The sequence below is a fragment of the Marinobacter sp. UBA3607 genome, from assembly GCF_002375525.1.
GTDB classification, from domain to species: Bacteria; Pseudomonadota; Gammaproteobacteria; order Pseudomonadales; family Oleiphilaceae; genus Marinobacter; species Marinobacter vinifirmus.
Map to the genome: position 1 here is coordinate 45,453 of NZ_DFLY01000035.1, position 14,630 is coordinate 60,082.

Annotated in this window: 17 protein-coding genes; 13 read left to right on the forward strand and 4 right to left on the reverse strand. The window is 59.4% G+C overall.

Annotated features, from left to right (window positions below):
• Position 1 precedes the first annotated feature (1 nt).
• Together B2589_RS13675 and B2589_RS13680 are read right to left on the reverse strand one after the other, a co-directional pair.
• Entirely contained in the window at positions 2–541 is a 540-nt protein-coding gene (locus B2589_RS13675) for a GGDEF domain-containing protein (RefSeq protein WP_286816966.1), read from the reverse strand.
• A complete protein-coding gene (locus tag B2589_RS13680) occupies positions 478–756 on the reverse strand; it encodes a hypothetical protein (RefSeq protein WP_286816967.1) in 279 nt (92 codons plus the stop codon). Before B2589_RS13680 ends, B2589_RS13675 begins: the two co-directional genes overlap by 64 nt.
• A gap of 102 nt (positions 757–858) precedes the next feature.
• On the opposite strand from B2589_RS13680, the gene B2589_RS13685 reads away from it, so the two are divergent.
• From B2589_RS13685 to B2589_RS13700, 4 genes are all read left to right on the forward strand, one after another.
• Positions 859–1,323, forward strand: a complete 465-nt coding sequence (locus B2589_RS13685; protein WP_286816968.1) for a YchJ family protein — start codon at positions 859–861, stop codon at positions 1,321–1,323.
• 7 nt (positions 1,324–1,330) lie between these two features.
• Positions 1,331–2,221, forward strand: a complete 891-nt coding sequence (gene rarD, locus B2589_RS13690; RefSeq protein WP_286816969.1) for an EamA family transporter RarD — start codon at positions 1,331–1,333, stop codon at positions 2,219–2,221.
• Positions 2,222–2,340: 119 nt separating this feature from the next.
• Positions 2,341–2,943, forward strand: coding sequence for an outer membrane beta-barrel protein (locus B2589_RS13695; RefSeq protein ID WP_286816970.1), 603 nt, complete (start codon positions 2,341–2,343; stop codon positions 2,941–2,943).
• Positions 2,944–2,982: 39 nt separating this feature from the next.
• Positions 2,983–3,216: a DUF3565 domain-containing protein gene (locus tag B2589_RS13700; RefSeq protein ID WP_286816971.1), complete on the forward strand. Its 234-nt coding sequence runs from the start codon at positions 2,983–2,985 to the stop codon at positions 3,214–3,216.
• Here the strand turns inward: B2589_RS13700 and B2589_RS13705 are convergent.
• On the reverse strand, positions 3,213–4,094 hold the full coding sequence (locus tag B2589_RS13705) for a LysR family transcriptional regulator (RefSeq protein WP_286816972.1): 882 nt from the start codon (positions 4,092–4,094) through the stop codon (positions 3,213–3,215). The genes B2589_RS13700 and B2589_RS13705 overlap by 4 nt on opposite strands.
• A gap of 93 nt (positions 4,095–4,187) precedes the next feature.
• Between B2589_RS13705 and B2589_RS13710 the strand changes: the two genes are divergently transcribed.
• The gene (locus B2589_RS13710) at positions 4,188–4,961 is read left to right on the forward strand and encodes a cation diffusion facilitator family transporter (RefSeq protein ID WP_286816973.1); all 774 of its coding nucleotides are present in this window, start codon (positions 4,188–4,190) and stop codon (positions 4,959–4,961) included.
• Positions 4,962–4,968: 7 nt separating this feature from the next.
• Here the strand turns inward: B2589_RS13710 and B2589_RS13715 are convergent, their stop codons facing one another.
• Positions 4,969–6,321 (reverse strand): CHAD domain-containing protein, encoded by a 1,353-nt coding sequence (locus B2589_RS13715; protein WP_286816974.1) that lies wholly within the window; start codon positions 6,319–6,321, stop codon positions 4,969–4,971.
• A 161-nt stretch (positions 6,322–6,482) separates the two neighbouring features.
• Here B2589_RS13715 and B2589_RS13720 point away from each other — a divergent pair, with 161 nt between their 5' ends.
• From B2589_RS13720 to B2589_RS13755, 8 genes are all read left to right on the forward strand, one after another.
• Positions 6,483–7,550, forward strand: coding sequence for a TRAP transporter substrate-binding protein (locus tag B2589_RS13720; protein ID WP_286816975.1), 1,068 nt, complete (start codon positions 6,483–6,485; stop codon positions 7,548–7,550).
• Positions 7,551–7,668: 118 nt separating this feature from the next.
• Complete coding sequence (gene potA / locus B2589_RS13725; protein WP_232901711.1) at positions 7,669–8,790, forward strand: spermidine/putrescine ABC transporter ATP-binding protein PotA; 1,122 nt, start codon at positions 7,669–7,671, stop codon at positions 8,788–8,790.
• Positions 8,783–9,640 (forward strand): spermidine/putrescine ABC transporter permease PotB, encoded by an 858-nt coding sequence (gene potB, locus B2589_RS13730; protein ID WP_022990626.1) that lies wholly within the window; start codon positions 8,783–8,785, stop codon positions 9,638–9,640. Before potA ends, potB begins: the two co-directional genes overlap by 8 nt.
• Positions 9,637–10,407, forward strand: a complete 771-nt coding sequence (gene potC / locus B2589_RS13735) for a spermidine/putrescine ABC transporter permease PotC (RefSeq protein ID WP_022990627.1) — start codon at positions 9,637–9,639, stop codon at positions 10,405–10,407. Before potB ends, potC begins: the two co-directional genes overlap by 4 nt.
• Positions 10,404–11,444, forward strand: coding sequence for an extracellular solute-binding protein (locus B2589_RS13740; protein WP_286816976.1), 1,041 nt, complete (start codon positions 10,404–10,406; stop codon positions 11,442–11,444). The genes potC and B2589_RS13740 overlap by 4 nt, the downstream gene beginning before the upstream one ends.
• A gap of 153 nt (positions 11,445–11,597) precedes the next feature.
• The gene (locus tag B2589_RS13745; protein WP_286817003.1) at positions 11,598–12,671 is read left to right on the forward strand and encodes an extracellular solute-binding protein; all 1,074 of its coding nucleotides are present in this window, start codon (positions 11,598–11,600) and stop codon (positions 12,669–12,671) included.
• Between the two features lie 5 nt (positions 12,672–12,676).
• Complete coding sequence (locus B2589_RS13750; protein WP_286816977.1) at positions 12,677–13,771, forward strand: ABC transporter ATP-binding protein; 1,095 nt, start codon at positions 12,677–12,679, stop codon at positions 13,769–13,771.
• Positions 13,768–14,628 (forward strand): ABC transporter permease, encoded by an 861-nt coding sequence (locus tag B2589_RS13755; protein WP_022989609.1) that lies wholly within the window; start codon positions 13,768–13,770, stop codon positions 14,626–14,628. The genes B2589_RS13750 and B2589_RS13755 overlap by 4 nt, the downstream gene beginning before the upstream one ends.
• Positions 14,629–14,630 lie beyond the last annotated feature (2 nt).

The following is a 14,630-nucleotide window of genomic DNA, read 5'->3' on the forward strand; positions in this document are numbered from 1 at the left end:
GTCAGTCCGAGCAGGTGCTGACCCGGCCCCGGCCTTGGTCCTTGGATTGGTAGAGTGCCCGGTCGGCCCGGTGCATCAGGTCTTCCAGGGTCTGGTCGCCCACAATGAGGCGGGTAATGCCAAAGCTGGCACTGGCGTGAATGGAACGGCCTTTGTGGTGGATGACCAGCTCGTTGAGCATTTCAAGCATCCGCTCCGTCAGTTCGATGGCTTCGCCTATCGTGGTGTCCGGCAGCAGCAGCGCGAACTCTTCGCCCCCCAGCCTGGCGACAATGTCCGATTCCCGAACCCGGTTCTGCAGCAGCCGGGCGATCTGCCGGAGCACCTCGTCGCCGGCATCGTGGCCATAGGTGTCGTTAACCTGCTTGAAGTAGTCCAGGTCCATCATCACCATGGCCAGCGGGCTGGCATGGCGCTTGGCGTGGCGGAGCAATTGCCCGCCAAACTCGTAGAAGGCGCGGCGGTTGTGAAGACCGGTCAGCTCGTCTTCCAGGGCTGCGGCCCGGGCTTGCTGGTGAGCCTCCTGGAGTTCCAGTTCCACTTGCTTGCGCCGGGTGATATATCGGTGGCAATTTCCAGTCGCACCAGCCGGCCGTAGGCGTTCATATACAGCAACTCGTGGGTCTGGAAGTCGGAAACGTAAACCAGGGCATCAAGGTTATCGAGTACAGCCTGAAGCCCGGCCGCCGGAGTGGTCCCGGAGGCAGGAAGGCCTGCATCGGCAGGCAGGTTGAGAGAGGGGATACCTGATTTCATTGCGTTGTTTTCGTTTGTACTGTTCCCTGTCATCACTGCAGTATGGCCTTTTTATACACAGGCTGTCTGTACTGAAATTGATACCGATTGTGGTAATTGACTATGTCTGATTCTAATGACGGCCAGATTTGCCCCTGTGGCGGTGGCCAGGTTTATTCCGCCTGCTGTGGTCGTTGGCATGCCGGTGCGCCTGCACCGTCGCCCGAGGCCCTGATGCGCTCCCGCTTCACAGCCTTTGTAACCGGAGACAGCAACTACCTGCTGGCTACCTGGCACCCGGACACCCGCCCGGAAAGCTTGTCACTGGACGGCTCTCCCGAGTGGACAGCTTTGCAGATTTTCAGTGCCGGTGAGCAGGGAGCGAAAGGCCTGGTTCATTTTCGGGCCATCTACCGGACAGGATCTGGTTGGGGATACCTGGAAGAACACTCGGACTTTGCAAAAGAAGGCGGGTACTGGTTCTACGTGGCCGGTGAAACCAGCGAAGGCACCCTCAAGCCTGGCCGTAACGAGCCCTGCCCCTGTGGTAGCGGGCGAAAGTACAAATCCTGCTGCCTGAACGGATGAACCTGTTATGACCAATACAGCGCCGGAAACCGGCAAGGGTGTGGCCTATGGCCTGGCGGCCTACACCATGTGGGGCAGCTTTCCCCTGTACTTTGCCCTGTTTGAGGGTATTCCGGCCTGGGAGGTACTCATCCACCGGGTGATCTGGTCATGCCTGTTCCTGGCGGTCGTGATTTCCCTGCTTCGGCGCTGGCCGCCAGTCACCGCAGCCCTGAAACAGCCGAAAAATCTGGGCTTTGTGCTGGGCTGCTCGGTGTTTATTGCTGCTAACTGGGGTATCTATATCTACGCCGTGGAAACCCGCCATGTGCTGCAGGCCAGCCTGGGCTACTTTCTTACGCCCCTGGTAAACGTCGCTATGGGCTTGTTGATACTCGGTGAGCGCATTTCCCGCCTGCAGGTGGTGGCGGTTGTGATGGCCGGCGTTGCCATCCTCTACCAGTTCTTCCTGCTGGGCGAGCTGCCCTGGATAACCCTGGCGCTGGCGTTCAGCTTTGGCACCTATGGCTTGTTACGCAAGAAGGTGGAACTGGATGGCCTGTCCGGCCTGTTTGTGGAAACCCTGTTGCTGCTGCCGCTGGGGTTGCTGACGCTGGCCTGGTTGTCCTCGCAGAATCTTTCGCACTTTACCGATAGCACCTACAGCACGTTATTACTGCTCTCCAGCGGTGCAGTCACCGCCATTCCCCTGCTGGCCTTCGCAGGTGCGGCGCGCAGGCTGAAGCTCTCCACCGTGGGTTTTCTTATGTACATTAACCCCACTATCCAGTTCCTGATCGCGCTTTATATCTTCCATGAACCACTGAGCACTGCAAAGCTGGTCAGTTTTGTGATGATCTGGGTAGCGCTGGCGCTTTACTCGTGGTCTGCGTGGGTGGGGCGGGCACGCACTGTGTAAAATCCTGAAAAATATGCAGAGTAAAGGCAGGTTTATGTCGGCTCTGCAGGTACCATCCTTATCATTCGTTGGTTAAACCTTTCTTTGGTAAGGATGAAATGATGAAAACAGGTAAGTTGATGGCTTCTCTGGTAGCCGGTGTTGCGTTGTCTGGTTCTGCCTCCGTGGCGCTGGCACAGCAAGGCTATGCGGGTATCAGTCTGGGGCAGGCTGAGGTTAAGGATTTTTGTGACGGTCTGTCCGGCTTGTCCGGTGTGGACTGTGATGACACTGCATTGAGTGGTCGGCTATACGCCGGCGGTTTCTTCGATGAGTATCTGGCATTTGAAGCAGGCTATCGTTATATCGATGAAACGTCGGTGGAAGCCTCAGAATCCGGAGTCGCGTCCCTTGGCTTTGATGCCTCTTACCACATGTTCGACAGCTCTTTGCTTATCTTTACCCCTGAGTTTGGGCCGGTTCGGCTGTTTGCCAAGGCTGGCTTGCAGTTCTGGCGTCAGGATATGGATGCGCAGTTGACCTTGGGGTCGGATGGGATTAAGGGCTCGGAACATGAATCTGGCCTGGCTTTCCGCACTGGCGCCGGCGCGACCATCGACTTTACCGAGTCCTTCGGCCTCCGGCTGGAGTGGGACTACCTGCAGAATGTGGGTGATGATGTCCTTGATAACCTGGAGTCGGATATCCACATCTTCTCCGTCGGGCCTGAATTCCGTTTCTGAGGCCGGCATAGCGTTTGATAGCCGGTGTGAGGTTTTGACATGAAACAGCCCATCACCGGCTATCACAAAGACGATGAAAACCACTGGGTAGCCCAGCTGGCGTGTGGGCATAACCAGCATGTGCGCCATGATCCGCCCTGGGTGAACCGGCCCTGGGTTGTTACGGTAGAGGGGCGGCAGTCCATGTTGGGGTTCGAGCTGGACTGTGTGAAATGCGACAACGGCGCGCCGGCGGATGAGCGCCCGGAGCTGCCGCAAGGCCCTCAGGCCTAGGCCAGCGTTTCCAGATAGGCTTCAAGTTCGTTGGCCAGCCAGCCCACCACGGCGCCCCCTTGCGCCTGTTCCGATTCCAGTGAACTGAATACCTTCCACCAGCGGGCACTTCGATGGTGGATGGTTTTCAGCTGTTCCTTTCTTAACGCCTCTGCAATCAAAGGTAACGGCAAGTCGGCCCAGCCGGCGCCGTCAATCACCGCGTCCCGTATCAGCTCGTACTGGGTGAAGGCCAGGTAATTGGCGGTTTCCGGCGAGTCTGCCACCAGCACTGAATCCTGCATGTAGGCAATAGTGATTTCGGTGTGGCTGATCAGGTCGTCCTGGGTTACCCGTTTCAGTTGGCTAAGCGGATGCTCTGGCGCAGCCACAGTCAGCATGCGCACGTCAGCCAGCTCGCGGAACCATTGATAGCCCTCATTCATCAACTCCGGCATCAGGCCGTAGGCGACATCCACCGACTGGTTGCGGACCAGCGAGGGCAGCTCTCGCGGAGGGGCAAGATAGATCGACAGGCTGGTTTGGGGGAAGCGTTGTTTCAGCCGGCGCAGGATATCCCGCCAGATGTCCTCTGGAATGGAGTCGTCCCGGGCAATGCGCAGTACCGATTCCGCCCCGCTCAGGTGATGCTGGCAGCGGGCCAGTATCTGGCCGGCCACCTGGTCGAAACGCCGGCAGTCGGTAAGGATGGACTGGCCAATGGCGGTCAGGTGCAGCTGGTTACCACTGCGCTCGAACAGCTCCACGCCCAGCTCATCTTCCAGCGATGCCAGCACGGTACTGACTGTAGTGCGGCTGCGGTTCAGCTCCCGGGCAGCGGCGGCTACGCTGCCGTTGCGCACTACGGAAAGGAAGGTTTTGATCTGGGAGGTTTTCATGGGCTTACCTATGCGACGGATTTTCCGTCGCTCAGCGACTCACGCCTTTTGAATGATGCCGATAATATGGCCGGCAATTCTCAGGAGGTCAAAATGTTTACTTCTCTGGCGCGGGAAAATCTGGCGCTGACGTTATCTGCCGTGGGTGCGGGCCTGTTTGCCCTCGCCGGCATTACCTGGGGCCTTTGGGTCGATTCACTGGTTATTCTCTTCGACGGTGCTTATTCCCTGATCAGTCTGGGGCTGTCGCTGCTGTCACTCTATGCCGCCCGCCTGGTGCGCCGGCCCGCCAATGAAGACTATCCGTTCGGAATGGGTGCGGTGGAGCCGCTGGTGATTGCCGTGAAAGGCCTGGTGATCGGGTTGGTGTGCGTGCTGTCACTGGCCTCTGCCGTGGTGTCGCTGCTCCAGGGTGGCCGGGCCGTTGCTGCGGATATGGCGATGATTTTTGGTGCAGTGAACGTGGTGGGCTGCCTGTCTGTGTGGGTTTACCTGCGCTGGTCGAGTTTCCGCAATGATTCGGGGCTGGTGAAAGCCGAACAACGCCAGTGGCTGATGGACAGCGCTCTGAGTGCCGCCGTCATGATCGGCTTTGCGGCTGCCTGGATGCTTGAGCGCAGCCAGTGGTCAGAACTGGCGGTGTATGCCGACCCGGTGATGATGCTGGTGATCTCGGTTTACTTTATGACCGTGCCGGTGAAGATGGTCCTGGAATCGGTTCGGGAACTGCTGCTGGCGGCACCCCGGAACGAAGCCCTGGACGACATCCACGAGACCCTGGAAGACCTGGGCCTGAACCCGGAGCAGGTCAAGGTGGCCAAGCTGGGCCCCAACCTGTTGCTTGAAGCTCGCATGGTGCGTATCTGATTCCAGCTCAGCCCAGACCGAGCCCGCCCATAGCCAGAATCTGGCGGCGGGTGTCGGCTTTTTCCTGCCCGATCAAGTCAATGATCCCGGCAACCGCCTCCGGCAGGGTTTCCGGGGCATCTTTCCGGAACTGTTCCAGCAGTTCCAGCTGTATGTGCAGGTCCTGGAAACGGCCGTAAAGGTCTTGCCGCTTTCTGAGGGTTTTCAGGTCCTGCTTTCTCGCCCCGGGGTCCAGCTCCATTAAATAGCGTATGCGTTTGAGTTGCTTGCGCAGCTTGTGGAAATCTTCATCCGGAGCGGTATGCAGCAGTTCTGCCGTCCCCCGGTTGAAACTGCGCAGCCGTTTCAGAATGGCCTTGCGGATGTCTCCGCCACTGAGGCCAGATACCAGTTTACGAAATTTGCCGGAGTCTATTTCGCTTTCCCAGCTGTGCAGGCTGTTGCGGTAGCGGACGCTGCCGAGGCGTTTGGCCAGGCGTTTCTGGCGGCTGGCGGCCTTGCCTCCGGCCCAGGTTTCCAGTGCCGCACGTAACTCCGGGGTATCCGGACACAGCGCAGGCAAGTCCGCCAGGAATACGTGCAGGTCCCGCAGCCGGCCGGTTGCCCGGGCATGCCGCTTGAGTTGGGCAACGGCCGGGCGCAGTCGGGTGGTGCCGCTTACTTCAGCAATGGCTTCGGCCAGGGCCCGGCTGCGGCGCAGGGCAATGCGGTACTGGTGCAGGAATTCGTCATCCAGCCCGAGTATCACGCCCGGCTCCAGTTGTTTCAGGCGCTCAGCCTGAAGCTGCAGGGTAGCCGGAAGGTCGGTAATGGCGCCTGGCGCTGGTCGCTTTATCGGGTTCCGGTGTTTGCGTTCGAATTCCCGGTAACTGTAGTTTCTGGGTATGAGAAAGTGTTCCAGTGTGCCGGAGTTTTTATCGAGCTTGCGCCAGTGCTTACCGGGCAGGCGAATGTGCAGGAAGCTGGCGGTAGGCAGGGCCATCGGCGCGTGCTTCGCCAGCCAGTCGGCCAGCTCCTGTAACGCGGGGTTATGACCGATGACAACAACGCGTTCAGTGCTGTCGTCCAGCTTTTTCAGCCACTCCAGAAGACGTTTGAAGTCGAAAGTATAGAGGCCCGGGTCTATATGAAACCGGTCTTCGGGCAGGTCTGCGGGCAGAATGCCCCGGGCGGTTTGCCGGGCCCTGGTTGCATCACTGGCAAAGACGTCGCTCGACTGGAACACCTCCAGCCGCTGAAGGGCCTTGCCCAGAGGCTGCAGCTGCTGCTCGCCCCGGTTGTTCAGGGGGCGGTCCCGGTCGGCCAGACTTTCATCGGCCCAGCTGGATTTTGCGTGGCGGATAAGAAACAGGTGCTTCATGGTGCTCGTCCTGATTGTGCACTCGGTCAGCGGTCAGTGTGGCACAGCTGCAAGTCGTTTACATGACGGCGCCGGATTGGCGTAGGGGGCTGCCGCAGGTATCATGTTTTACCGTTCCCTGAACAGTTCAGACCAATAACACAATAACGGAAGCCAACACCATGCACATCCGTAAAACACTCCTGGCGGCGGCAGCGGTTGCTGTGGCGGCCTTTAGTTCGTCGGCCCTGGCCGAGAAATATACCCTGCGCCTGGCCGAAACCTGGGGCCCGAATTCCCCCATTCTTGGCGAGACCACCAAGCACTTTGAAGACATGGTGGAGAAGATGTCTGCCGGCCGGATTGATGTTCGCATTGATTCTGCCAACAAGCACAAGGCGCCTTTCGGCATTTTCGACATGGTGCGTAACGGCCAGTACGACATGGGCCACACCGCCTCTTATTACTACAAGGGCTCCATCCCCAACGCCATGTACTTCACCACCGTGCCGTTCGGTATGCTGGCTCCCGAGCAGTATGCCTGGTTCTACTACGGTGGCGGCATGGAGCTGATGCAGAAAGTGTATGAGCCCTTCGGCCTGCTGTCGTTCCCGGGCGGCAACACCGGTAACCAGATGGGTGGCTGGTTCAACAAGGAAATCAATTCCCTGGAAGACCTCAAGGGCCTGAAAATGCGTACCCCGGGCTTTGCCGGCGAGGTGATGGCAGAGCTGGGTGTGTCGGTGACCAACCTGCCGCCGGGTGAGCTCTACACGGCACTGGATCGTGGCACCATTGATGCGCTGGAATGGGTAGCACCGGCCCTGGACTTCCCCATGGGCTTCCACCAGATTGCCAAGTACTACTACTCAGGCTGGCAGGAGCCGGGCGCGGAAGTGCAGTTCCTGGTTAACCAGAAAACCTGGAACAAACTGCCGGAAGACCTGCAGGAAATCCTGCGGGTAGCCATGCGTACCGCTGCCTATGACATGTATGCCAAGAGCACCAACGACAGCGCCGATGCCTGGAACCGCATGCAGAAAGACTATCCGGAGGTAACCCACAAGGTGTTCCCGCCGGAAGTGATTGAAGCCCTGCGCGAGACCACTCACCGGTTGCTCGAAGAGGAAGCCGAGAAGGATCCGCTGGCCCGGGAAATCATCACGTCTATCCGTGAATACCTGGCGGGCGTGCGCAAGTGGACTAACATTTCCGACAAGGCTTACCTGAACAGCGTGGCTGATCAGTAAGTATCCGTTTCAGCAGGCTGGAACAAAAAAGGCGTGAGGGTAATCCGAAACCCTCGCGCCTCTTTCTGTTCGGGGCTGTTTCTGGAAAAATACGCCGCTCAAACTTTGGGCAGGGCCGATGAAACAGACACTGCTATCTCTGAGCAATCTCACCAAGCAATTTGACGGCAAGAAAGTACTGGATTCGCTGGATCTCGAGATATTCGATGGCGAGTTCATTACCTTGTTAGGGCCGTCCGGTTGCGGAAAAACCACCCTGCTGCGGATGATGGCGGGTTTCGAGCACCCGGATGAAGGGTCCATCACCCTTGGCGGGCAGGATCTGACCCATACGCCGCCGGAGCACCGTCCGCTGAATACGGTGTTCCAGAACTACGCGCTGTTCCCCCATATGTCGGTGTTCGACAACGTGGCCTATGGCCTGAAAATGGAGAAGCGGCCAAAAGAGGAAATCCAGCAGCGGGTAGAAGAAGCCCTGGCCATGGTGCAGCTGGAAGACTTTGCCCGGCGTAAACCGCATCAGCTTTCGGGCGGCCAGCAGCAGCGGGTTGCGATTGCCCGGGCGGTGGTAAAGCGGCCGAAAATGTTGCTGCTGGACGAACCCCTGTCTGCCCTGGACTTCAAGCTGCGTCGCACCATGCAGGTGGAGCTCAAGCGGCTGCAGCGGGAGCTGGGCATTACCTTTGTGTTCGTCACCCACGACCAGGAAGAAGCGCTGTCGATGTCTGACCGGGTGGTGGTGCTCAAAGACGGCCATATCCAGCAACTGGGCACCCCGCGCGAGGTCTATGAACGCCCTGCCAACCTGTTTACCGCCCGATTTGTGGGCGAAACCAACTTCTTCCCGGGCCGGGTGGATGCCGCCAACGGCGATGACACCATCACCGTGGACGTGTTCGGCCTGAAGCGCACCTTCCGCAAACCCGACTTCCCGGTTACAGAAGGGCAGGGCCTGCACGTGCTGCTGCGCCCCGAAGATATCCGGGTGCTGGCGCCGGAGGATGAAGACGGCGTGGCCGGCAAGGTGGTGGAGCGTAACTACAAGGGCAGCACCCTGGATTCGGTCATCCACCTGAGCGATGGCACCGAAGTGCTGGCATCGGAATTCTTCGATGAAGACGACCCCACCTTTGATTACCGGCTGGGCGAGCCGGTGAAGGTCAGCTGGGTAGACGGCTGGGAATGGCTGTTGCCGGAAGAACACACCGATATTACTGAAGAAGAGCCGATTGATGGGTAGCGTCAGGCAGCAGCCGTTCCGTGCGGCGGTGCTGGTGCTGGTGTGGGGCTGGTTGCTGTTCCTGGTGTTCACCCCCAACCTGCTGGTGGTGGGTGCCAGTGTGATGACCCGGGACCCGGGCTCGTTCATATCGCTGCCCCTGAACCTGGATGCCTACCGGCAGTTGCTGAATCCCCTGTACCTGGACGTGTTCCTGCATTCCCTGTACATGGCCGCCATGACCACGCTGATCTGCCTGTTGATTGGTTATCCCTTTGCCTGGGCGTTGTCGAAGGTGCCCAAACAGCGCCAGGTGTTGCTGATCTTCCTGCTGATTGTGCCCTTCTGGACCAATTCGCTGGTGCGTACCTACGCCCTGAAATTGCTGCTGGCCACCAACGGCTTGCTCAACAACGCCCTGATGTCCCTGGGCCTGATTGAAGAGCCCCTGAAGATGCTCTACACCGAGGGTGCGGTAATTGTCGGGCTGGTGTACCTGCTGCTGCCGTTCATGATCCTGCCGCTGTACGCGGTGTTTGATGACCTGCGGGAAGACTATTTGCGGGCCTCCCACGATCTGGGGGCCGGCCGGTTGTCCACCTTCATCCATGTGATTGTGCCACTGACCCTGCCCGGCGTGCTGGCGGGTGTGATGCTGGTATTGTTGCCGGCCATGGGGCTGTTCTTTGTGCCGGACATCCTGGGGGGCTCCCGCAACCTATTGGTAGGTAACGTGATCAAGAACCAGTTCCTGGACGCCCGCAACTGGCCCTTCGGTGCGGCCGCCAGCATTGTGCTGACCCTGGCGATGGCGTTCCTGATGTTCGCCCACCGGCTGAGTAAACGGCGGATCGGGGAGGACGGCGTATGAACCGCTGGTTGCCCCGCACCTACCTGACCCTGGTGTACCTGCTGCTGTACGTGCCCATTGTGGTGCTGGTGGTGTTCTCCTTCAACGAATCCCGCACCGGTTACGAATGGGGCGGCTTGAGCCTGCGCTGGTATGAAGCCCTGTTCAACAACCGGGCCATGGTGCAGGCCATGTGGAATTCCCTGTGGCTGGCGCTGTCTGCGGCTACCGTGTCTACCCTGATTGGTGCGCTCACCGCCCTGGCCCTGCACCGTTACCGGTTCCGGGGCAAGAAGGTGCTCAACGGCATGTTGTTTATCGTGATGATGTCGCCGGAGATTGTGCTGGCCATCTCCCTGCTGGCCCTGTTCCTACTGGTGGGGCTGCAGCTGGGTTACGTGTCCCTGCTATTGGCCCACGTAACCTTCTGCCTGCCGTTTGTGGTGATTACCGTGATGGCGCGCCTGAGCGGCTTTGACGAGCGCCTGCCGGAAGCCGCGCGGGACCTGGGTGCCTCCGATTTCACCATGACCCGCACCGTGCTTATCCCGGTGATCATGCCGGCATTACTGGCAGGCTGGCTGCTGGGGTTTACACTGTCACTGGATGATGTGGTGGTCAGCACCTTCGTTAGTGGCCCGAGTTATGAAATTCTGCCTTTGCGCATCTATTCCATGGTGCGGGTAGGCCTGAAACCCGAGGTAAATGCCCTGGGCACACTGTTGCTGGTGTTTTCACTGGTCATGTTGATCTTGTCTCAATGGATACTGTTAAGGAGCAAACGATGAAGAAACTGGCACTGGCCGGCGCGCTGGCACTGGGCCTGGCGGGCTGCAGTGGTTCCGAGGAGCCGCAGGTACTGAACCTGTACAACTGGTCTGAGTACATGCCCCAGGAAGTTCTGGACCGCTTCACCGAGGAAACCGGTATCCAGGTGGTGTACACCACCTACGACAGCAACGAAGCCATGTACGCCCGGCTGAAGTTGCTGGACGAGAGCGCCGCCTATGACCTGGCCGTGCCGTCTACCTACTACGTGAGCAAGATGCGCCAGGAAGGCCTGCTGATGCCTGTCGACCACAGCAAGATCGAAGGCTTCGACAACCTGGACCCGGAACTGGTGAACCTGGATGTCGATCCGGACAACCAGTACAGCGTGCCGTTCCTGTGGGGCACCACCGGCCTTGGCGTGGACACGGCTGATGTGGACGGCGAAGTGACCGCCTGGGCAGACCTGTGGGATGAGCGCTTTGAAGGCCGGGTGATGCTGACTAACGACATGCGTGAAGTCTTCCACGTAGGCCTGCGGGTTCTGGGTTACTCCGGTAACAGCACGGATCCCAAGGAAATCGAGGAAGCCTACGAGAAGCTGACCGAGCTGATGCCGTCTGTACGGACCTTCAACTCCGATGCCCCGCGCATGCCGTACCTGGAAGGTGAAACCGACGTGGGCATGATCTGGAACGGCGAAGCCGTGATGGGGCGTGACACCCTTGAGTCCCTGGAGTATGTGTATCCGGAAGAAGGCATCATCGCCTGGCTGGACAGCTTCGTGATTCCGAAGAACGCCAGGAACCCGGAAGCCGCCCACCAGTTCATCAGCTTTGTGCTGCAGCCGGAAATCTCTGCCCTTATCAGCGAAGAGATCGGCTACGCCACACCGAACCTGGCTGCCCGGGAACTGCTGGATGACTCTGTGGCAAATGACCGTGCCAGCTATCCGAACGCCACCGACATGATCAATGCCGAGTTCCAGACCGACATTGGTGACGAGGCGCTGCAGGTGTACGCCAAGTACTGGGAAATGCTGAAGTCCGGTCAGTAAGCCTTTCCTGGCGTATCAGCGATCAAAAAAACGGAGGCTTCGGCCTCCGTTTTTGCATCCGGGTTTCACAAAACTGAAATACATGGTCTATAACTTCCTGATAACAAAACGTTAGCGAAACCGCATAACACTGTTTCAGGGGAATGAATGAACATGGCACTGCGCAAGACACGGATATCAGCACTGGCCACCCTGCTGGCCGCCACGACCGCCTCCGGTAACCTTCTGGCTGAAGAACTTCGACTGATCACCTGGGGCGGCTATGCCCCGGATGAGGTGGTGGCCCAGTTCGAAGAAGAGACCGGCATCGATGTGCAAATTACCCTGTCCAACAACGAAGACATGATCTCCAAGCTGCGGGCCACCGGCGGCGCCGGTTTCGACCTGGCCCAGCCCAGCCAGGATCGCATCGTGGGCGTGCAGCGCCAGTTCAACATCTACAAGCCCATCGACTACAGCCGGGTTAATACCGATCAGCTGCAGCCGTCGATGGTCAAGGCCACCCGGGAATCGACAGCCCTGAACGGCCAATCCTTCGGGGTGCCGTCTGTCTGGGGTACCAGTGGTTTGATCGTACACAGCTCGGTGGCAGATACCGTCACCGACTACACCGATCTGTGTGACCCGGCGGTGGCCGGCAAGGTCAGCTACCGGCTCAAGCGCCCGACGCTGATGGGCTTTGCCTTCGCCATGGGCATGGACCCGTTTGCTGCCTATAACGATCGCGATGAGTACCAGTCCATCATGGCGAAAGTGGAAGACAAGCTGATCGACTGCAAGGCCAACGTGAAAACCTACTGGACCGGCGGCGACCAGTTGCTGTCGTTGCTGCGTACCGGTGAAGTGACCGCCGCCATGGCCTGGGATGCCGGTGGCTGGAAGCTGAACGCAGAAAACCCCGAGATCCGCTTTGTGGCCCCGGAATCCGGTGCTTTGGGCTGGATTGATACCTTTGCCATTCCCCGCCGCAGCGAGAACGAAGAGGCCGCCTACAAGTGGATCAACTTCGTGATGCAGCCGGAGATTGCGGCGAAAATTACCAATGCGTCTGGAAACTTCACCGCCTCGAAAGATGCCGACGAGTTTGTGAAAGCCGAGCTGCGGGATGCCTATCGCCTGAGCTTCGATGAAGCCGCCATCAACAACATCAAATGGTATCCGCCGGTACCGCCGGGGCTGGAAGCCATGGAAGGGCAGGTGCTTGATCGCGTGCAGGCTGCAAACTGATTCTTATGGCAACAGAGTCTGACCTGTCCTGTAACGGGCTGATCCGCCGCTTTGGCAAAACCGCAGCGGTGGATCACATCTCGCTGGATGTGCCGGCCGGCACCTTCTTCTCCATTCTGGGGCCTTCCGGCTGCGGCAAGACCACCCTGCTGCGGTTGCTGGCGGGCTTCGACAAGCCGGATGAGGGCGATATCTTCATCCGCGGCCAGCGCATGAATGACGTGCCGCCCAACAAACGCCCGGTGAACATGGTGTTCCAGCACCTGGCGCTGTTCCCCACCATGACCGTCGGCGATAACATCGGCTATGGCCTGAAACGCCGAAAGGTGCCCGTGGCCGAGCGCCGCAAGCGCATTGCCCGGGTGCTGGAGCAGGTGGGCCTGCCCGGGCTGGAGCACCGTAACCCGCAGGAACTCTCCGGCGGCCAGCGCCAGAGGGTGGCTTTGGCCCGTTGCCTGGTGCTGGAGCCCACCCTGCTGTTGCTGGATGAGCCGCTTGGTGCGCTGGACCTGAAGTTACGGGAACAGATGAAGGTGGAGCTGAAGCACCTGCAGAAGCAGTTCGGCACCACCTTTGTTTACATCACCCACGACCAGTCCGAGGCCATGGTGATGTCGGACCAGGTGGCGGTAATGAAAAGCGGCCGCTTTGAACAGGTGGCGCCGCCGGAGGAGCTGTACCGGGAACCCGCCACACCCTTTGTGGCGGGGTTTGTGGGGGATAACAACCGGCTCTCCGGAGAGGTCGTCACCCTGGCGGACAACATGGCCGATATCCGGCTGGATAACGGCGAAGTGGTCCGGGGCCGGCTTGCCGCCAACGGGCTGTCCAGCGGTGACCGGGCCGAGTTGTATGTGCGCCCGGAATCCCTGATGTTCACCGGTGAGGCCCTGAAAGACGGTTTCAGTGCCATGCAGGCGAAGGTACTGACCACCCTGTTTGACGGTGCCAACAGCCGGGTTGAGGCAGAAAACGGCGGCCAGCCGGTGTTTGCCCGCCTGCCGCAGGACGGCACGGCACCGCGCCTGACCACCGGTGCGGAGATCCGCCTGGCCTGGGATCCGAAACTGGCGCGGGTCTACGGAGCCGGTCAGTCGTGAATGCCTCTGCCAGCCGTTTGTCCCTCTGGTTGCTGTTAACGCCGTTTCTACTCTGGATTGTGTTGCTGGTTCTGGTGCCGCACCTGCAGATGCTACGCGTGTCGTTTCAGGTGCGGGAAAGCTGGGATACCCTGGCCTGGGGGCTGGAGCAGTATCAGAATTTCTTCAGCGAATCCTATTACTGGCGAACCTTCGTGCGTACCGGGGTGATGTCGCTGTTCACCACCTTCCTGACCCTGCTGATTGCCTTCCCCATTGCCTGGTACATTGCCCGCCTGGCCCGGGGCCGGAGCAAGGGCATCCTGTTCCTGGCTTGCCTGATCCCGTTCTGGGCCAGTGAGTTAGTGCGTACTTACGGCTGGATGATCCTGCTGCGGGAAAGCGGCCTGTTCAGCTCCTGGCTGCAGGCGCTGGGCTGGGTCGACGGCCCAGTGGAGATGCTTTACAACGATGTGGCGGTGATCATCGGCCTGGTCTACAACGGTCTGTTGTTTATGGTGGTGCCACTGGTCACCACACTGGATGGTATGGACGAGAACCTGGTGGAAGCCGGTTACGACCTGGGCGGCGGCCACGCCACCGTGCTGCGGGAAGTGGTCATTCCCTGGGCCATGCCGGGCATTGTTTCCGGCTGTATCGTGGTGTTCATGCTCACTCTCGGCAGTTACCTGACACCGATACTGATGGGCGGCAAGGACAGCGCCTGGTTTACCGAACAGATTTTCACCCAGTTTATTACCCGCTTTAACTGGGAGCAGGGTGCCGCACTGGGGGTCTTGCTGCTGGTGTTGTCATCACTGATGGTGTGGCTTGGCCTGAAACTGACCGGCCAGTCACTGCGCAAGGTGATGGGGTGATG